19 protein-coding genes are annotated in these 15,412 nt (G+C 43.6%); 3 read left to right on the plus strand and 16 right to left on the minus strand.

Translation table 11 applies throughout. The features are described 5' to 3' along the window. Positions 1 to 25: 25 nt before the first annotated feature. The 10 genes from VC159_RS06630 to VC159_RS06675 form a co-directional block, all read right to left on the minus strand. Complete coding sequence (locus VC159_RS06630) at positions 26 to 313, minus strand: ArsR/SmtB family transcription factor (protein ID WP_215360003.1); 288 nt, start codon at positions 311 to 313, stop codon at positions 26 to 28. A gap of 163 nt (positions 314 to 476) precedes the next feature. Beyond that, positions 477 to 1,109, minus strand: a complete 633-nt coding sequence (locus VC159_RS06635; protein WP_416350442.1) for a DUF6969 family protein — start codon at positions 1,107 to 1,109, stop codon at positions 477 to 479. Between the two features lie 13 nt (positions 1,110 to 1,122). Next, positions 1,123 to 1,356 carry a hypothetical protein gene (locus VC159_RS06640; RefSeq protein WP_323473104.1) on the minus strand — a complete coding sequence of 78 codons (234 nt, stop codon included), beginning with the start codon at positions 1,354 to 1,356 and terminating at the stop codon, positions 1,123 to 1,125. Positions 1,357 to 1,639: 283 nt separating this feature from the next. Next, positions 1,640 to 2,926 carry an OmpP1/FadL family transporter gene (locus VC159_RS06645; RefSeq protein ID WP_215359997.1) on the minus strand — a complete coding sequence of 429 codons (1,287 nt, stop codon included), beginning with the start codon at positions 2,924 to 2,926 and terminating at the stop codon, positions 1,640 to 1,642. A gap of 93 nt (positions 2,927 to 3,019) precedes the next feature. Continuing rightward, entirely contained in the window at positions 3,020 to 3,997 is a 978-nt protein-coding gene (locus VC159_RS06650; RefSeq protein ID WP_323473105.1) for a sulfurtransferase, read from the minus strand. 42 nt (positions 3,998 to 4,039) lie between these two features. Next, positions 4,040 to 4,633: a DUF6691 family protein gene (locus VC159_RS06655; protein ID WP_215359994.1), complete on the minus strand. Its 594-nt coding sequence runs from the start codon at positions 4,631 to 4,633 to the stop codon at positions 4,040 to 4,042. Then, positions 4,633 to 5,160 carry a YeeE/YedE thiosulfate transporter family protein gene (locus tag VC159_RS06660; protein WP_251367799.1) on the minus strand — a complete coding sequence of 176 codons (528 nt, stop codon included), beginning with the start codon at positions 5,158 to 5,160 and terminating at the stop codon, positions 4,633 to 4,635. Before VC159_RS06660 ends, VC159_RS06655 begins: the two co-directional genes overlap by 1 nt. 162 nt (positions 5,161 to 5,322) lie before the next feature. Next, on the minus strand, positions 5,323 to 6,228 hold the full coding sequence (locus VC159_RS06665; RefSeq protein ID WP_323473106.1) for a hypothetical protein: 906 nt from the start codon (positions 6,226 to 6,228) through the stop codon (positions 5,323 to 5,325). A 194-nt stretch (positions 6,229 to 6,422) separates the two neighbouring features. Next, positions 6,423 to 6,755, minus strand: a complete 333-nt coding sequence (locus VC159_RS06670; RefSeq protein ID WP_215359989.1) for a rhodanese-like domain-containing protein — start codon at positions 6,753 to 6,755, stop codon at positions 6,423 to 6,425. Positions 6,756 to 6,762: 7 nt separating this feature from the next. After that, positions 6,763 to 7,086, minus strand: a complete 324-nt coding sequence (locus VC159_RS06675; protein WP_215359987.1) for an ArsR/SmtB family transcription factor — start codon at positions 7,084 to 7,086, stop codon at positions 6,763 to 6,765. 118 nt (positions 7,087 to 7,204) lie between these two features. Between VC159_RS06675 and modB the strand changes: the two genes are divergently transcribed. After that, a complete protein-coding gene (modB, locus tag VC159_RS06680) occupies positions 7,205 to 7,858 on the plus strand; it encodes a molybdate ABC transporter permease subunit (protein WP_215359985.1) in 654 nt (217 codons plus the stop codon). Continuing rightward, entirely contained in the window at positions 7,858 to 8,967 is a 1,110-nt protein-coding gene (locus VC159_RS06685) for an ABC transporter ATP-binding protein (protein WP_215359983.1), read from the plus strand. Before modB ends, VC159_RS06685 begins: the two co-directional genes overlap by 1 nt. A gap of 187 nt (positions 8,968 to 9,154) precedes the next feature. Here VC159_RS06685 and VC159_RS06690 read toward each other — a convergent pair whose 3' ends face one another. Both VC159_RS06690 and VC159_RS06695 read right to left on the minus strand, forming a co-directional pair. Continuing rightward, entirely contained in the window at positions 9,155 to 9,370 is a 216-nt protein-coding gene (locus VC159_RS06690) for a DUF2892 domain-containing protein (protein ID WP_215359981.1), read from the minus strand. A gap of 707 nt (positions 9,371 to 10,077) precedes the next feature. Beyond that, positions 10,078 to 10,662, minus strand: coding sequence for a rhodanese-like domain-containing protein (locus tag VC159_RS06695; protein WP_215359979.1), 585 nt, complete (start codon positions 10,660 to 10,662; stop codon positions 10,078 to 10,080). Positions 10,663 to 10,843: 181 nt separating this feature from the next. Here VC159_RS06695 and VC159_RS06700 point away from each other — a divergent pair, with 181 nt between their 5' ends. Beyond that, complete coding sequence (locus VC159_RS06700) at positions 10,844 to 11,152, plus strand: high-potential iron-sulfur protein (RefSeq protein WP_215359977.1); 309 nt, start codon at positions 10,844 to 10,846, stop codon at positions 11,150 to 11,152. Between the two features lie 84 nt (positions 11,153 to 11,236). Here VC159_RS06700 and VC159_RS06705 read toward each other — a convergent pair whose 3' ends face one another. Genes VC159_RS06705 through purF form a run of 4 tightly spaced genes read right to left on the minus strand, consistent with a single transcriptional unit; the run spans position 11,237 to position 15,411 of the window. Next, complete coding sequence (locus VC159_RS06705) at positions 11,237 to 11,953, minus strand: Crp/Fnr family transcriptional regulator (protein ID WP_215359975.1); 717 nt, start codon at positions 11,951 to 11,953, stop codon at positions 11,237 to 11,239. A gap of 10 nt (positions 11,954 to 11,963) precedes the next feature. Continuing rightward, positions 11,964 to 12,632 carry a class I SAM-dependent methyltransferase gene (locus VC159_RS06710; protein ID WP_323473107.1) on the minus strand — a complete coding sequence of 223 codons (669 nt, stop codon included), beginning with the start codon at positions 12,630 to 12,632 and terminating at the stop codon, positions 11,964 to 11,966. Further along, the gene (locus tag VC159_RS06715; RefSeq protein WP_323473108.1) at positions 12,604 to 13,812 is read right to left on the minus strand and encodes an O-succinylhomoserine sulfhydrylase; all 1,209 of its coding nucleotides are present in this window, start codon (positions 13,810 to 13,812) and stop codon (positions 12,604 to 12,606) included. The genes VC159_RS06710 and VC159_RS06715 overlap by 29 nt, the downstream gene beginning before the upstream one ends. Before the next feature lie 60 nt (positions 13,813 to 13,872). Next, positions 13,873 to 15,411, minus strand: a complete 1,539-nt coding sequence (gene purF / locus VC159_RS06720; protein WP_215359971.1) for an amidophosphoribosyltransferase — start codon at positions 15,409 to 15,411, stop codon at positions 13,873 to 13,875. Position 15,412: the final 1 nt, after the last annotated feature.

A 15,412-nucleotide genomic window follows, 5' to 3' on the forward strand; every position in this document is an offset into this window, starting at 1 on the left:
TAAATTTGATAAATACCGAAAAAAATTAATGTAACTCTTGAGCTATTTTTGCGCAGATCAACTGGCACATTTCTACCGTTGCTTCATCAGCAATAGCGTAATAAACGGTCACTCCCTCTTTACGTCTAGATACAATTCCAGCCTTATGCAGCGCAGTAAGTTGACGAGAAATATTTGCCTGACTCGAGCCGCACAATGCAAGCACTTCTGAGACAGACTTTTCTCCACCACAAATGGCATACATAATTCTCAAACGTGAGGATTCAGAGAGGACGCTAAAGTAACCGGCCATGACGGAAAATACTTGTTCCATTAACGCGGGGCTCAAACTCTTTGTCACATCAACCGCTCTTTTTCTCAACGCTTTTCTCATTTCGTAAATATATGCATGTGAACGCATATTTGAATCATTTTTACCGATCTATTGAATAGCGATAAACCCTAAAGAACATATACAAAAAAGGTGGGTGCACTATTCAACATTCAATTAAGAGGTTTTCAGAAAGCCTTGCCATCAAATCAATATTGCACTGCGTTAAAACCGCGTCCCTCCTTGATTCCAATGCAGTCTCCATGCCCCCAAGTTCCGCTGATAAACTTTCAACAACCAAATCACGCTCCAGAATCAAAGCTTCCATATCTTTATAGAACAAGCTGGTAAAAGCAGTAATCCAAGCGGCCACTCGACTCATGCGGCCCTTGATTGCCACATCAAACAGCCTGAGTCTTTGTAAAACCTCCTCGGCAGATGCATATAGCTCACCAGTAACCCATTGATTCGTTGTAAATATCCTGATGGGTAAGCCCTTTTGGTTCAAGGCAATGGCAATTAGATGACAAAACTCCTCTGGATTTCGGGCATCTCGACTAAATAAGTGGAAATGGCCATGTTCATCTAAAGGCGTTTCATCAGCCGAATGGGCGTGATAGTAAAACTCATAACCACTTTCCTCATCCACCAAATCATTACGCGGATAGTGCTGCCACTCTATAAATTCTTTAGCGCCACATAATGCAATCTGACTTAAAGTCAACCCTTTTTGGGCATAGTCCATTTGAATAGCGGCAAGCTGTTGCGCCGCCAAACAAAGGGTCGACTCAATCGACATGGAGAACAAAAACTTATTCTGCCGATTTACGTTTCTTTGGGCCGCACGGATTAGATGGACCACAAGGGTTTGCGGCCTTTTTCTTTGCTGGGCCACAAGGGTTTGAGGCTTCTTTCTTAGGGGCACAAGGCTTTTTTTGCTCTCCGCTAGCAGGAGCTGTAGACGTATCAGCGGAGTGAGCGATTGGCGCCGAAGCCAATCCTGCTAATGCAATCGCCAATGCTGCTACAGTTGATTTTTTGGACATAGCTTTTCTTTCTTCATCAATGATTACTGCAGTTATTAACTACCCTCACTACAAATGATCTAGAGGCTAACGCAGATATGAACCCAAATATACGCCTTTAAATAGCCTTACTTTTCCTAGAGCAATAATATATAAATTTATATATTAAAAAAATTGCTTTCTAGAGTCAAGCTATATTCATGATCTAGATCATAAATACATGTAACCTACTATGAATAAAAGCCCCTCACCTAGGCGAGGGGCTGAAATTAGTCGAAGCTAAAATCAAACAAATAGAAAGGCATTAATACTTCCAACCAAATGCCAAGCCTAGGGAGTCTTGGTGCATATTCAGACTCGAGGTGCCTGTCAAACCAGCGGCAGAATAGTTTCCGGTAACAGTCTGGCTAAAACCTCTGGCATAAAAACCTGAGATCTCATACTCTTTACCAATATAGTATGTAGCGCCAATAGAAGCTTGTTGGGTGATTACGCCCGGAGCAAGCACGTTAAATAGGGTTTGCGAACTAGGAATTGGCTGATCATTAAAGTTATATCCGACCCGTACCGCCCAACTAGGATTAATGCGCCAGTTTGCTCCGAGCTTGTAAACATTAATATTTTGCCATCCAAAGCCAGGTCCATTGGTAGAGCCTAATTGAGCGGTATTAAAGTTAGATATCGGGTTCGCAATAGAAGGTATGTTCCCGTACTTAATATTTTGATAGTCCGCGGCAAGAGTGATATCTTTAGTTGGGTTAAATGCCAAGCCAGCACCATACGTCTCAGGTATATCGAATGATCCACCACCAGCAAATAAGCCACTGTAGCTACCAAAGCTCGACATAGTAATCTTCGGCTGATAACGTACGCCAACACTCAAATAATCCGTGAACTTTCCAAGCCAACCCAATTGATAACCAAAACCAGATGAATTTGAGTTACCGTTATCAGTAACATTTTTGTATGAGCTAGATGCTTGAGGGCTAGCAAAATTACCCAAGCCAGTTGCAGAGAATGTTTGATTCACATATATCAAAGAAACGCCAAGGGATTGATTCTCAATGGGCTTCCATGACACAGTCGGCGAGATGAACATCTGCTCGAGATTTACGCCGGGAGTATTGTTATTGGCTGTTCCTTGAGCCGTTCCGCCGTTAAACTGCGGAATACGAGCTGTATAGTTTGTATTCATACCGCCATTACCAAATACGTTCAAACCAACAGAAAATTCCTTGTTAATCGCTTTGGTAATACCAAATTCAGGAATCCAGAAGCTCTTGGTACCATTTCCATCATAAGAACCATTCATGCTTGGCATTGATTGCCCCCCATATCCTGAGTTGGACAAAGTGGCAGAACGATTTGGCTGGAAGTAAGTTACACCGACATCCAGGCGATCCCCTAAGAAGCCAATACTGGCTGGGTTACTTGCTGCTGCCAAAGAATCTTGTGGGAATGCAATGCTCACGCCACCCATACCTTGAGACTGAATACCGTAGCCAGAAGCAAAATATCCATTTGTTGCGTATGCACCAGTAGAAATAAGTCCACCTAACATCATCGCACTAACAATTTTTCCAGCTTTCATTCAATCCCCTTTTCTTTTTTAGATCTATTTTTTAACTCATGCATAGTTGATAAAAAAACCCGTTGCCAACTGGTAACGGGTTTTTATTCCTTACTAATTCAGAGGTACGCCCTCAAGTTTATTGCCCTGCTTAGTCCACAAGTACGCCGAACCATCATAAAGTTGCGCAGACTTATTACCCAAGATTTCAGTCATGATGAACCAAGAGCCAGCGGCTAAGTGACCAGTATTGCAGTAGCTAATTGAAGGTTCCTTTGGCTTGATACCATTTGCCTCCATAACAGCAGCATAAGTTACTGGCTTTAAGAAATATAAAGCGCCATCTACAGATCGAGACATCAGCTCTGGTGCGAAATTTTTTGCGCCTGGAATATGACCAAAACCAGCTACATCAGGTTTCTTGTTAATGCCCAAGTACTGCATAGGCTGACGTGAATCGATCAATTGAATATTGCCAGATTTGGATGCCTGAACAACTTCAGCAGTAGTGGCAATTAAATCCTTGTTGGCTGCTTGAGCCACCCAATTACCGACAGCTGTAGGTGCGGGTGCCGTAGAGAATGCTCGGCCTTCAGCTAGCCATCCCGCTAAACCACCATCCAATACAGCAATATTACTTTCGCCATACACCTTGAATTGCCAAAAAGCACGTAGGCCCTCGTCAACGTCAGACATATCCATGCCAATGGGAACAATCACAATCGGCTTATTAGAATTAATACCAACGGACTGAATCAACTTTTGGAAGTCTGCTTGCTCCGGAATGAGAAATTTAGTTTTATCGCCATCTAAAAGACGCTCAACACGGACATCTTTTGAGTTCAGCAAATGAGATCCCTCAATATGGCCGCCAGCATCCACTAGCATTTTTTTACCAGTCTTCTTGTCTATCTCAAACTCCGGCGCCTTAATGAAACTCTTAACCTGTCCGGTAACCTCAAGAACTTGAACATTAGCTAAATTACTTGCCAACCAGTCAGTACTGACAATCGGACCCGGCAGACCGGCGGCCTGTATTAAGCCTGACAGGGCATATAAAGCGGATGCCACTATGATTTGAATCTTATTCATTTTCTGCCTTTGCATAATAAATATTTAAAAATATTTATAAAATTACTTGCGAATCTCGCAGCCATTCATTGCATCAACCGCTTGAATTGGGCCGCCCGCCTTCTTTTCCATCCAGGAGCCCAATACAAATACGCCAATCGCTGCGCCAATCATGCAAGCATTAATCAAAACATCAGAAGAATTAAGGGCCTCAGGTAAAGTGCTCGCCTGCACATACTCACCAGCCGAGGTCAGAAACTCAATACTTCCAAATAGCATGGAAAAAGCCACGGTACCAATTACTAAACCAATTAGAAAGATTGCCGCATCTAAACGACCCGATACAAATCCGACCAAAGAAGTGCCTGGACAGTAGCCGCCGATAGCAAACCCAGCACCAACCAACGCGCCGCCAAGAGCCGCCGCACCTAAAAATGCCGGCGGCACAAAAAGCTCTTGTGACGCAACGATACCCATTTTTTCCAAAATCATGAGGCCAACTGCGGTAAATACGATTGCAGTAAACATCACCTTAAATACCGACCAATCTGTCAATCGAAATTGAGCAGTCAATTTGCATGGACTGCCAAAACCGGCGCGCTCCAAGACAAAACCAAAAGCACCGCCTAATAATAGGCCTGAAATAATTTCACTCATTAGTGCGACTCCTTCATAAAGCGATTTGCAATTAGACCAACGGCAAAGAAGGTCACTAAAAATACAAAGCCAGCTAAACTCAGAGTAGCGGCTCCCGATAAACCCAATCCACTAGTGCAGCCGGCTGAAACTCGTGCGCCAAAGCCAGCTAAGATGCCGCCACCTAAAGCGGTAAATGGGCGACTAGCGCCACCTAAAAAGCGCTTACCATCCAATTGAATTTTAAGGCGATGGGCCAAAAATGCTGAAAGCAAAGCACCTAGAGCAACCCCCAAGAATTGCCAGCTAATCCAGGAGCTGAGTGGACTAGATTCCTCGGCCAAGGGGCCTAGATAGTCATTAGCTAGAGTGGCTTGCGGGGCGACATGTACCCCCAACCAAGCGGTTAATCGAGTAGTGAAGCCGGTCGCACCCAATCCATGACCGGTAATGACAAAAGTCAATAAAAGAACAACGCCTAACAATAAACCCGCTACCAGAGGATTCCAGTAAGGCTTTACTTGATTCTCTTGAGAATTTTTACTCACGTTTTTGCTCTTCATTTTGATTAAATTACGAATACCTTATTCCAACATAACATTCTATAAAAAACAATAATGTTTTCTACTGAGTTTCCCTAGTCGCCCAGGAGTTTAGATTAACTTCTCAGCAAAAATTTTAAGCACAATGATGCATTGCAACAGCCGCCATTACTCTGGTGCGCCAGTTACAGTGGCCTTTAAAGCTTTTCGAATCGCTTCGGGGGTACTCATGATATTGACAAAGCTATGCGATCCCATCATTGCTAAATCTGGAAAATTAATTGCAATACGAAAACGAGCATAAAGGGCTAAAACAGTACTTTTTGAGACCAATATTTCATACGGAAGATGAGCGGTAGATTTCAAATCTCTAAAATCAATCTCACTCATAATGAACTTATCGTCTTGCGCTTTTGAGTCGCTGCCACCCTTTAATGCAACACCAAACAATGTTTCATTTGATCCAGGAACGTCAACACGAAAAACCTGCTTTACTCCAAACTTACCTTGCGATAAACCTGACTCTACTGCTGCTACCGCCTCTTCATGTGTTTTATAGGTTGCTAATATGCTGGGGTCTGTGAAGTACTCCATGCCAATCATGTAGTGGTAAGAGCGAGCATCCTCAGCTGTCATACCCTTTGCTCCAAAACTTTCCACATTGCCAAGCGCCGCAACTAATTTAGCCTTAACCCCCTCTTGCTGATCTTTCATGCGATAGGCGTTTGCCATGTATACGGGATTGGTAAAGCTGACCTGAACTTCATTACCAACCTTTGTTAAAGCAACTCTCTGCGCAGCTCCAAAGCCACCATACTCTGAACTAGCTGCATTTTTCTTCAATTCTTCATTAGTAACAATCAAGATCACGGCATTGCTATAGGGTCTGTAAGTCCCAACAACCTCAAATCCATTGCTCACTAAAGCTGTCCTAGTGGTTTCCGTTACGCCGTCTAAAGCGCCAACTACTTTTGAGGCCAGAATAAAAGGTCGCAAAATCTCTGCATCTGCACGCGCAAATGTAGATAGCGCTATAAAAATGAATGCTAAAACCATCTTGAGTGCTAAGTTCATGCCCGCTCCAATCGTATCTGATTTTATCAATATAAATATTATGTATAAAGTGATAATGAACGCACAATAGGTACAATGCTAGTTAGGAGAAACGCTAGGTTCTATTGAATTAGCGCCAATCAAGGGCCAAAAAACGAATGTCGCGAGTCAGATTTACTTTTTAGTAACTAGTTGACTATAGTACGGTGCAGTATTTAGGAGCGCGGTTGCGCCAAACGCATCGCAAGTTGAGATACACCGCCACCGTTGATTACGATCTCATAACCCATCGAGATTAATTGACGCCTTGCAACACCCGAGCGCATTCCGGAAGCGCAAAATACAACAATAGGTTTTTGCTTATGAATAGCAGGTTTGTGAGCCGCAATGAGTTGAATTTGATTCACCGGAATATTGATAGCACCAGGAATGCTTCCCCCGGAAAACTCCATCGGTGATCTCACGTCAATGAATACCGCCCCCTCAGGAATCGACTCAGGTGGGCTCGGGGTTAATACCCTCTTGAGGGCGGAGAAAATATTCATCATCTAAGTTCTAAGTCGCTTTTTTACAAAACTGTGCATATAACACCTCCATTATTGCTAATGCTGCTTGGCTTTTAACGGTATAGTGAATTTGCTTTCCTTCGCGGCGTGTTTGAACGATCTTATTTTCACGCAAGACGGTTAGCTGCTGCGAAAGAGTTGGCTGCTTTATTCCGGTGCTCAACTCTAAGTCACTCACACATTTTTCACCCTGAGCAATTTCGCATAACAATAAAAGACGCTTCTGGTTTGCTAGAACTTTCATTAATTTAGTAGCCTGTAGAGCGGACTTCTGCACCGCCTTAAGGGCACTTAAATTTGTTTTTTTGGCCATAGGAAGCTTAATAGTAGTAATGGTTTCAAATATATGTCCTTAGCTTAGCCATACATTCCCGTTAAATTGAATTCAATCTTACAGGAATCCATGCTTAAATAAGCAATACAATTAAACGATGGATGCAGATGCAATTTTTCTCTCAATTAAGCTCGCCCTTTGGACCGTGGTTCTCATCATTCCTTTTGGGATTTGGGTGTCCTACTCACTTTTCAAGCTCCACAAATGCAAACCGTGGATCGAAGCTGTACTGGCACTACCCTTAGTTCTACCCCCTACAGTTTTGGGTTTTTACCTCTTAACTGGATTAAGCGGCAAGACCTTATTTGGGATTCCTTTGGTCTTTTCCTTTGCGGGCATTCTGATTGCATCACTCATCGCAAACCTACCATTTGCCATTCAACCAATCCAGAGGGCATTTGAATCCATTAACCCCGATATACGAGAAGCAGCACAGGTTAGCGGACTTTCAAATTGGCAAATCTTTCGCTTAATCGAGCTACCACTTGCCTGGCGGGGCATCATAAGCGCCACTGTGCTGACCTTTGCACATACCCTAGGTGAATTTGGAGTGGTGCTGATGGTTGGTGGAGCCATTCCCGGAGAAACCAAGACGGTTTCAATCGCCATTTATGACAAGGTGCAAAATTTTGATTCTTCTGGGGCAGGCGTTTTGGCCCTACTTCTTTTGGGAGTATCACTGATTTCAATTACCCTCTCCTATGGGGTCTTTGGTAAAAGCTCGCGTTACCCGCGCAGATTGAGAACTTAATGCTTAAGCTAAAGATTGCTCAAACCCTCCCCAACCCTCTGCAAATTAGTCTTGAATGTGCGGCAGGAGAACTACACGCGCTGGTTGGCCCATCTGGGAGCGGCAAAACAAGCACACTTCGAGCTATTGCAGGCCTAAGCCAAGCCAAGACTGGCCGAATTATATGTGGCAATGAGGTTTGGTTTGAAGCCAATGAACTAAATGGCATAAGCAAGAATCTAACCCCTGCACGGCGCTCTTGTGGTTTTTTATTTCAACAATACGCCCTATTTCCGCATCTTACGGCAGCCGAGAATGTCAGCATTCCATTACAAAATTCTGAGCCCAATTCAAGAAAAAGAATATGGATAGCTAAGGAATGGTTGGTTAAGATGGGTATTGCCGATCTTGCAGATCGAATGCCAGATCAACTTTCCGGCGGTCAACAGCAACGCGTTGCATTAGCTCGTGCCTTAGCGAGACAGCCCAAAATTTTATTACTCGATGAACCCTTTTCCGCAATCGATGCTCCAACACGTAAAAGTCTGTACAAAACCCTTGCCGACTTACGCAAAGATTTGAATATCCCCATCGTATTGGTCACGCACGATTTACGTGAAGCAGATTTACTGGCTGACAGGATCACAGTGATCGATGAAGGGGTTAGCCTCCAAACAGCCGTCCCCCAGACACTTTTCCAAAGACCAAGAAACTCTCGTGTAGCAGAGCTAGTTGGAATTAGTAATATGTTTCAAGGAAGATTTAATGCAGGCAAGCTTACTTGGGATGGATGTGAACGAAGCTTTGATGTTGCTGATAAAGGAAAAATTCCGCCGGATGCCCAAGTGGCATGGGTTATTCCTCAGAGTGGCTTGAGCGTACATGACATATCCTCATCAATAAGTGTGCCTGCATCCATTGAAAAAATGAGCAGCCTTGGACAGATCGCAGTTATACAGTTGCGAGTAGAAAACAGTGAGCACCGGATTGAATGGGAAGCCTCTACAGCTGAAATTAAGAGATTAAATATGGCGGTTGGCAGTAGGATGCATGTTGAATTAGATGGAAAACAAATTCACATCATGCCTTTACGTCCCATTAATGATCCACGAAGATTTATAGAGCATTAAATTCCAGATACTGCAATTCTTCTAGGGCAATCTACTTTTACATAACCTTCTCATTGTTGGGGCTGATCCTGAATACACGATGAGAATAAATTATGCGTGCCAATACCCTGCATAGCAGGCGAGAAAAAAACTTCACAAAAAATTAAAAAGCGGCCCTTTTATGGGCCGCTAATTACCATCTTTTAAACTACTTACAGCCACCGCCGCCATCACAAGAACCGGTGCCACGAGTATTAATTCCCAGCAACGGATACGCTGGACAAAATCTAAACAATCCGGTAGCCAAAGGAACAATTCCAATCCATCCCCATATGCCCAACGTTCCAGTAAGGGCAAGTCCGATTAGAACCAAACCTACAACCATGCGTAGCATACGATCAATACCGCCAACATTACATTTCATATAAAACCCCCTTTGGTTATTCACTACAGTAATTCTGATTTAACATCCTCATAACAGGGAGGACAGCATAACTGGATAGCGAGTAATAAAATTACCTCTCTCTCCTAGTCTTTACTAAATCCTCATTGCGTAACACGGCTAATTGCTGCGATCAGGTAGGCTAATGAATAGCTAAGAGTATCCTTCCAATTCACCCACACATTTCTCTCCCCGTCCAATTTGACACGACAACATCATTCGACCTCGGCTAGAGAGAGCCTTCATTATTTGGCAGACATCATCTGTAGACGCCTGCACTCTTTTTAAGTTTATGTTGAGATTAGCAGTACCGTTAACCACATTTCAAAATTAGTGCAACACGAACCAATAGAGGACCTTAATAACGATGCAATTTACAGCCTATTTGATCTATAGTCCACCAAATAAGCCATCCTAATGACAATTATTATTTTGTCATTTTTTAATAATATATTTAATTGTATTTTATTGACCGCGCTTATGGTAAGTCAAGATTTCGGAGTGAATACACATCAATTGATTGATCCATATCAAATCCCAATGATTTGATATGGATCATGCTTACAAAATAAAGACTTACACCGGGGTGAATTCAACAATGCAATAAAAATAATTGCAACTTTATTAAGTGCAATATGGAAAAGGGAGCCTAGGCTCCCTTTTATTAAATAATAAGGTGAGCAAAAGTTTTAAAGCTCACCCTTTATAGTAGTCAATCCAAGCGCATCCCAGTCAAGCATGCCACCACGATAGTAATAGATTTTCGTAGCAGGGAAACCATCACGAGTCATGGCAGCCATCGCCATTGGACTTTGCGGACAAACAGGACCATTGCAAAAAGCATAGACTTTCTTCGCCTTTGAGCAATCCCATTTAGTTGATCCGGCAGCAGGCTTTTTGCAACCCAACTCATCCATGCGCATTGCCACTTCAGTATATGGAATGCCAATAGAGCCGGGGATTGTTCCTTTAACGCGATCATCAACTACGCGCATATCGACTACCACTGAATCTTTATCGTTTAATGCATTTAATACATCGATTTCATCAACGGGAACCACGCCTTTAATAGGAATTAATGGTTGCAACCACCCTTTATTTTTGGCGCAAGGCGTCATCACACGGGTAATTTCAATTGACCCTTTGGATGTTTTGACCACAAAATTAGTGGATTTATCAATAATTTGCAGCAATTCAGGGCTGGCTGATACGCCAGATTGCGCTGCTGAAATGCCTGAAAACAATATCAGACCAAGAGAAAGAAACTTTTTCATAAAACCCTCTTTGTATTATTTTTTAATTGGAATGCCGTTTTAAATGCTTTTATGCATATTGTGTGCCCAATCATGACTAAACTTAATACTGAGAAACCCCTATTGATAGTAGTGTCATCCTCTTTAACATGCCATATAGTTAGTTTTTTTACCCTCTTATTTATCTAAAACTGGAGTTCATATGAAAAATAGTCGTCGTCAATTTATGATTTTGTCAGCTGCTGGTGCTTGTACATTAGTTTTGAACAATAAAGTTCAAGCTCAAGCTATGGTTGCTGAAACTGATCCACAGGCTGCTGCATTAGGTTACAAAGCAAACGCAGCTACAGTTGATAAAGCCAAGTATGCAAAATACGCTGCTGGCCAAGAGTGCGATAACTGTGCATTGTTTCAAGGTAAGGTTGGCGCTGCTGCTGGTGGTTGTTCATTGTTTGCAGGAAAGCAAGTTGCCGGTAAGGGCTGGTGCTCTGCTTACGCTAAGAAAGCTTAATTCCGATTCTGAAATAATTCTTAGCTGAGCAAATAAAAATGCCGCTTATTTTATGAATAGGCGGCATTTTTTTGCAATTAGTCTTTATGAACCTACCTGCGAAAACTTTCGTAGATTCTCCATGCTAGGTATCTGAATACTCAATCTGCTAATATTTGAGATTAAGCCCTGCTCTGCCATTGAAGCAAGTGCCCTGCTGATAGTCTCAAATTTCACATCCATCATTAAGCCCATGTCCTCTCGTTTGAAAAGTGGCGAGACCGCCATATCACCAGAGATCTTAGCAACACGCAAGAAAAATCTCGCTAAGCGCACCTCAATTCTCCCGGTATTAATTTCAGAAAACCAAGACTCTGATTGAGCCAAGGCCTCACCCCATTTCTTCACAATCTGCCTATGCAAGCGTGGTGACTCTTCTCCCAAACTGGAAATAATGGCTTTTGGTATGCGGCATAAATGGATATTTGATAAAGCAGTGGCTGAATGAGCATAAATCTTGCCCAACAAAGCCTCCATCCCGAATAAATCACCCGGCATTACTAATCGGACTATTCTAGTTGAGCCATCGGAATTGATATGCAATAGCTTTATATAACCTTCACGCAAGGTAAATAAATGCTCAGCAGAATCTCCCTGTGTATAAATCCCTGTATTTGCTTCATATCGTAGATCATCAATTGGCGAATGAATTTTGGAAAAATCTTCTTCATTTAATTCGGCAAAGAGTGCAGAGCTACGGATGGAGCAGGCATTACAGTCACTATTACCCTGCCATGCGCTTTTAATTTCAATAGTCTTCATAGGAAAGCAGTCACTTCTTAGCAACCAATCCCAATATTGCAGACATGCCAGTGTGGCGCGGGCCCTCAGAAAGTTCTTTCTCGTAACTTACAAGCTCAAGTATTTCAAAGTCTTTGGCAAGATCTCTAATTAACTCTTCTGTGTAGAGATGCTCTATTAATGATGGGCCGCCGGTTTTGTAATCTAGTTGCTTAGGAGTATAGCCCTGCAAGATAAAGAGTCCACCAGGTTTTGTCGCCTTGTAAGCTTGCTCAAAGATTCTAGCGCGCATTGCTGGATCGGCAAATTGAATGAAGATCCCAATCACTGCGTCATAAGTATTTTCTTGCCACGCATAGCTATCAGTATCAGAGAAAGAATACTCAACTTGCACTTGATTATCTTTGGCAAACTGTTTTGCTTTAGCTAGCGCAATATCGGATGCATCAAATCCAATAACCTGCATGCCTTGCTTAGCAAGCCAAACGCCATTGCGACCCTCGCCGTCAGCAATACAAAGAACCTTATCTTTGGGCTTTAGATATTGCTTTGTTTTCTCAACAAGGTACTCGTTAGGCTCTTTGCCAAATATGAACTCTTCTTTATCGAAGCGCTCATTCCAAAATTGCGTGGCATCGGAGAAGCCCATGGGTTTATCTTGATGCACTTGATTATTTTTTGAGTCCGCCAACGAGGTCACCCTTCAGATCATTAATATTTTCAAGGCCAACTGCAATACGCACCAAGCCATCCGAAATACCAGCGGCTTTACGAGCCTCAGGCGTCACACGGCAATGCGTTGTTGTAGCTGGGTGAGTAATAGTTGTGCGGGTATCACCCAAGTTTGCAGTAATCGAGCAAAGCTTCGTTTGGTTGATAAGCTTGAACGCTGCCTTCTTGCCACCCTTCAATGTGAAAGAAACAATCGCCCCACCCTCTTTTTGCTGGCGCATTGCCAACGCATGTTGAGGATGCGATTTCAGGCCGGGATGGTAAACGCGCTCTACTCCAGATTGCTTCTCAAGCCATTGAGCCAAGGCGAGTGCATTCTGACTCTGCTGCTTCATGCGAAGCTCTAAAGTCTCCAGGCCTTTGAGGAACACCCAGGCATTGAATGCGGATAGCGTTGGCCCTGCGGTACGAACATATGGGAATACTTTACCCATGATGAAATCTTTGCTGCCTACAATTGCTCCACCCACTACTCGGCCTTGTCCATCTAAGTACTTAGTGGCCGAATGAATCACAACATCAGCACCAAGCGCCAATGGTTTTTGCAAAGCAGGCGTGCAGAAGCAGTTATCCACCGCGAATAAGGCGCCCGCCTTTTTCGCTACTTTTGAGATTGCTTTAATGTCTGCAATCTCAGTTAAAGGATTGGAAGGAGTCTCCAGGTAGAACAGCTTAGTATTTGGCTGAACGGCAGCCTGCCATGATTTGGTATCAGCCAAATCAGCATAAGTGGTTGTAATACCAAAGCGACCCAAGATATTAGTGAACAACTGAATCGTTGCACCAAATACCGAGCGTGAGCAAACCACGTGATCACCTGCTTGTAAATGCGCCATTGCCATTGTCAGAATGGCAGACATTCCGGAAGCGGTGGCGATACATGCCTCGCCACCCTCTAAAGCAGCCAAGCGATCCTGGAACATGCTTACAGTTGGATTAGTAAAACGAGAATAGATAAAGCCTTGGTCAGCATGCGCAAAACCATCAGCTGCTAACTCTGCACTATCAAAACAGAAGCTGGATGTCAGAAACATCGCCTCTGAATGCTCTTGGTATTCAGCAGTGCGACGAGTACCGGCGCGAACCGCTAAGGTCTCGAGCGCTAGCTTAGAAAAATCGGGTTTTTTACGGATAGTTTTGCTCTTCATACTGCTATTTTGACACCGAATTACGAATTTGCCTCGAGTAAGGCAAATTCCTGTCGCTTTTTAGTCTTCGGTAGCCAAATGCAGGTGGAGCTGTGAACGGGCGAAGTCACTCGAATCCTTCTGACGATCAGCCTTCGCATCAGAGGTATTTCTAGCGGCTTCTAAGGCATCAAGATAGGACTCGGTAATGTCACCCGTAATATAGAAGCCATCAAAGCAAGATGCTTCAAAGTTCTTGATATCTGGATTAACGTCCCTCACTGCCTGCTTCATATCTTCAATGCTTTGATAGATCAACTGATCTGCACCAATCATCTTATTGATCTCTTCATCAGTCCGGCCATAGGCAACCAATTCGCTGCGAGTTGGCATATCAATACCGTAAACGTTCGGGAAACGCACTGGTGGTGCAGCAGATGCAAAAATCACCTTCTTCGCACCAGATTCACGTGCCATCTGCACAATCTCAAATGAGGTTGTGCCACGAACGATGGAGTCATCCACAATCAATACCGTCTTGTCTTTAAATTCAATACGCATGGCATTGAGTTTTTGACGAACAGACTTCTTACGAACAGCTTGGCCAGGCATGATAAATGTACGGCCGATGTAACGGTTCTTAAAGAAGCCTTCACGGTAATCCACGCCCAATTTCTTTGCTACCTGCATAGCTGCTGGACGGCTGGAATCCGGAATCGGCATCACCACATCGATTTCATCGACATTAGTCTCTTTGCGGATCTTCTCGGCCAGGTAATCTCCCATGCGCATACGCACGTTGTAGACAATCACGCCGTCAATGATGGAGTCAGGACGTGCCATGTAGACATATTCAAAAATACAAGGTGTCAACACCGCATTAGGTACACATTGACGTGAATAGAAATTACCATCTAAGTCGATATAAATTGCCTCACCTGGATGAACGTCGCGAACAAAAGTAAAGCCTAAGCCTTCGAGCGCTACAGACTCAGATGCAATCATCCACTCAGGGCCCTGAGGAGTATCGATACGACCAATACACAGCGGACGAATGCCGTACTGATCTCGGAAGGCCAATAAGCCATAACCCGCTATTAAAGAAACTACTGCATACGAACCTTTAACGCGATTAGTCACACCAGTAACAGCGTTAAACATCGCGCCTTCATCTAGGGCCGCGCTATTAGTTTCTTTTTGAAGTTCATCAGCTAACACGTTAAGCAATACTTCAGTATCAGAGCTGGTATTGATATGACGACGGTCACGATACGCCATCTCTACCCGCAAGCTAGGTGCATTCGTTAAATTACCGTTATGCGCCAAAATAATGCCGTAAGGTGCGCTCACGTAGAAAGGTTGCGCCTCTTCTTCACTACTTGCAGAGCCTGCAGTTGGGTAGCGCACCTGGCCAATACCAGCGTTACCAACCAAACTACGCATATTGCGAGTTCTAAACACATCTCGTACCAAGCCATTGGCTTTGTGCATCGTGAACGAATTACCATTCATCGTTGCAATACCTGCCGCATCCTGTCCGCGATGCTGCAAAAGTAGCAGCGCATCATAGAGAAGTTGATTTACTGGTGAGTGGGAAACAGTTCCGACGACGCCGCACATA

Origin of the sequence: Polynucleobacter sp. JS-JIR-II-c23 (genome assembly GCF_035011225.1) — a bacterium.
Lineage (GTDB): Bacteria > Pseudomonadota > Gammaproteobacteria > Burkholderiales > Burkholderiaceae > Polynucleobacter.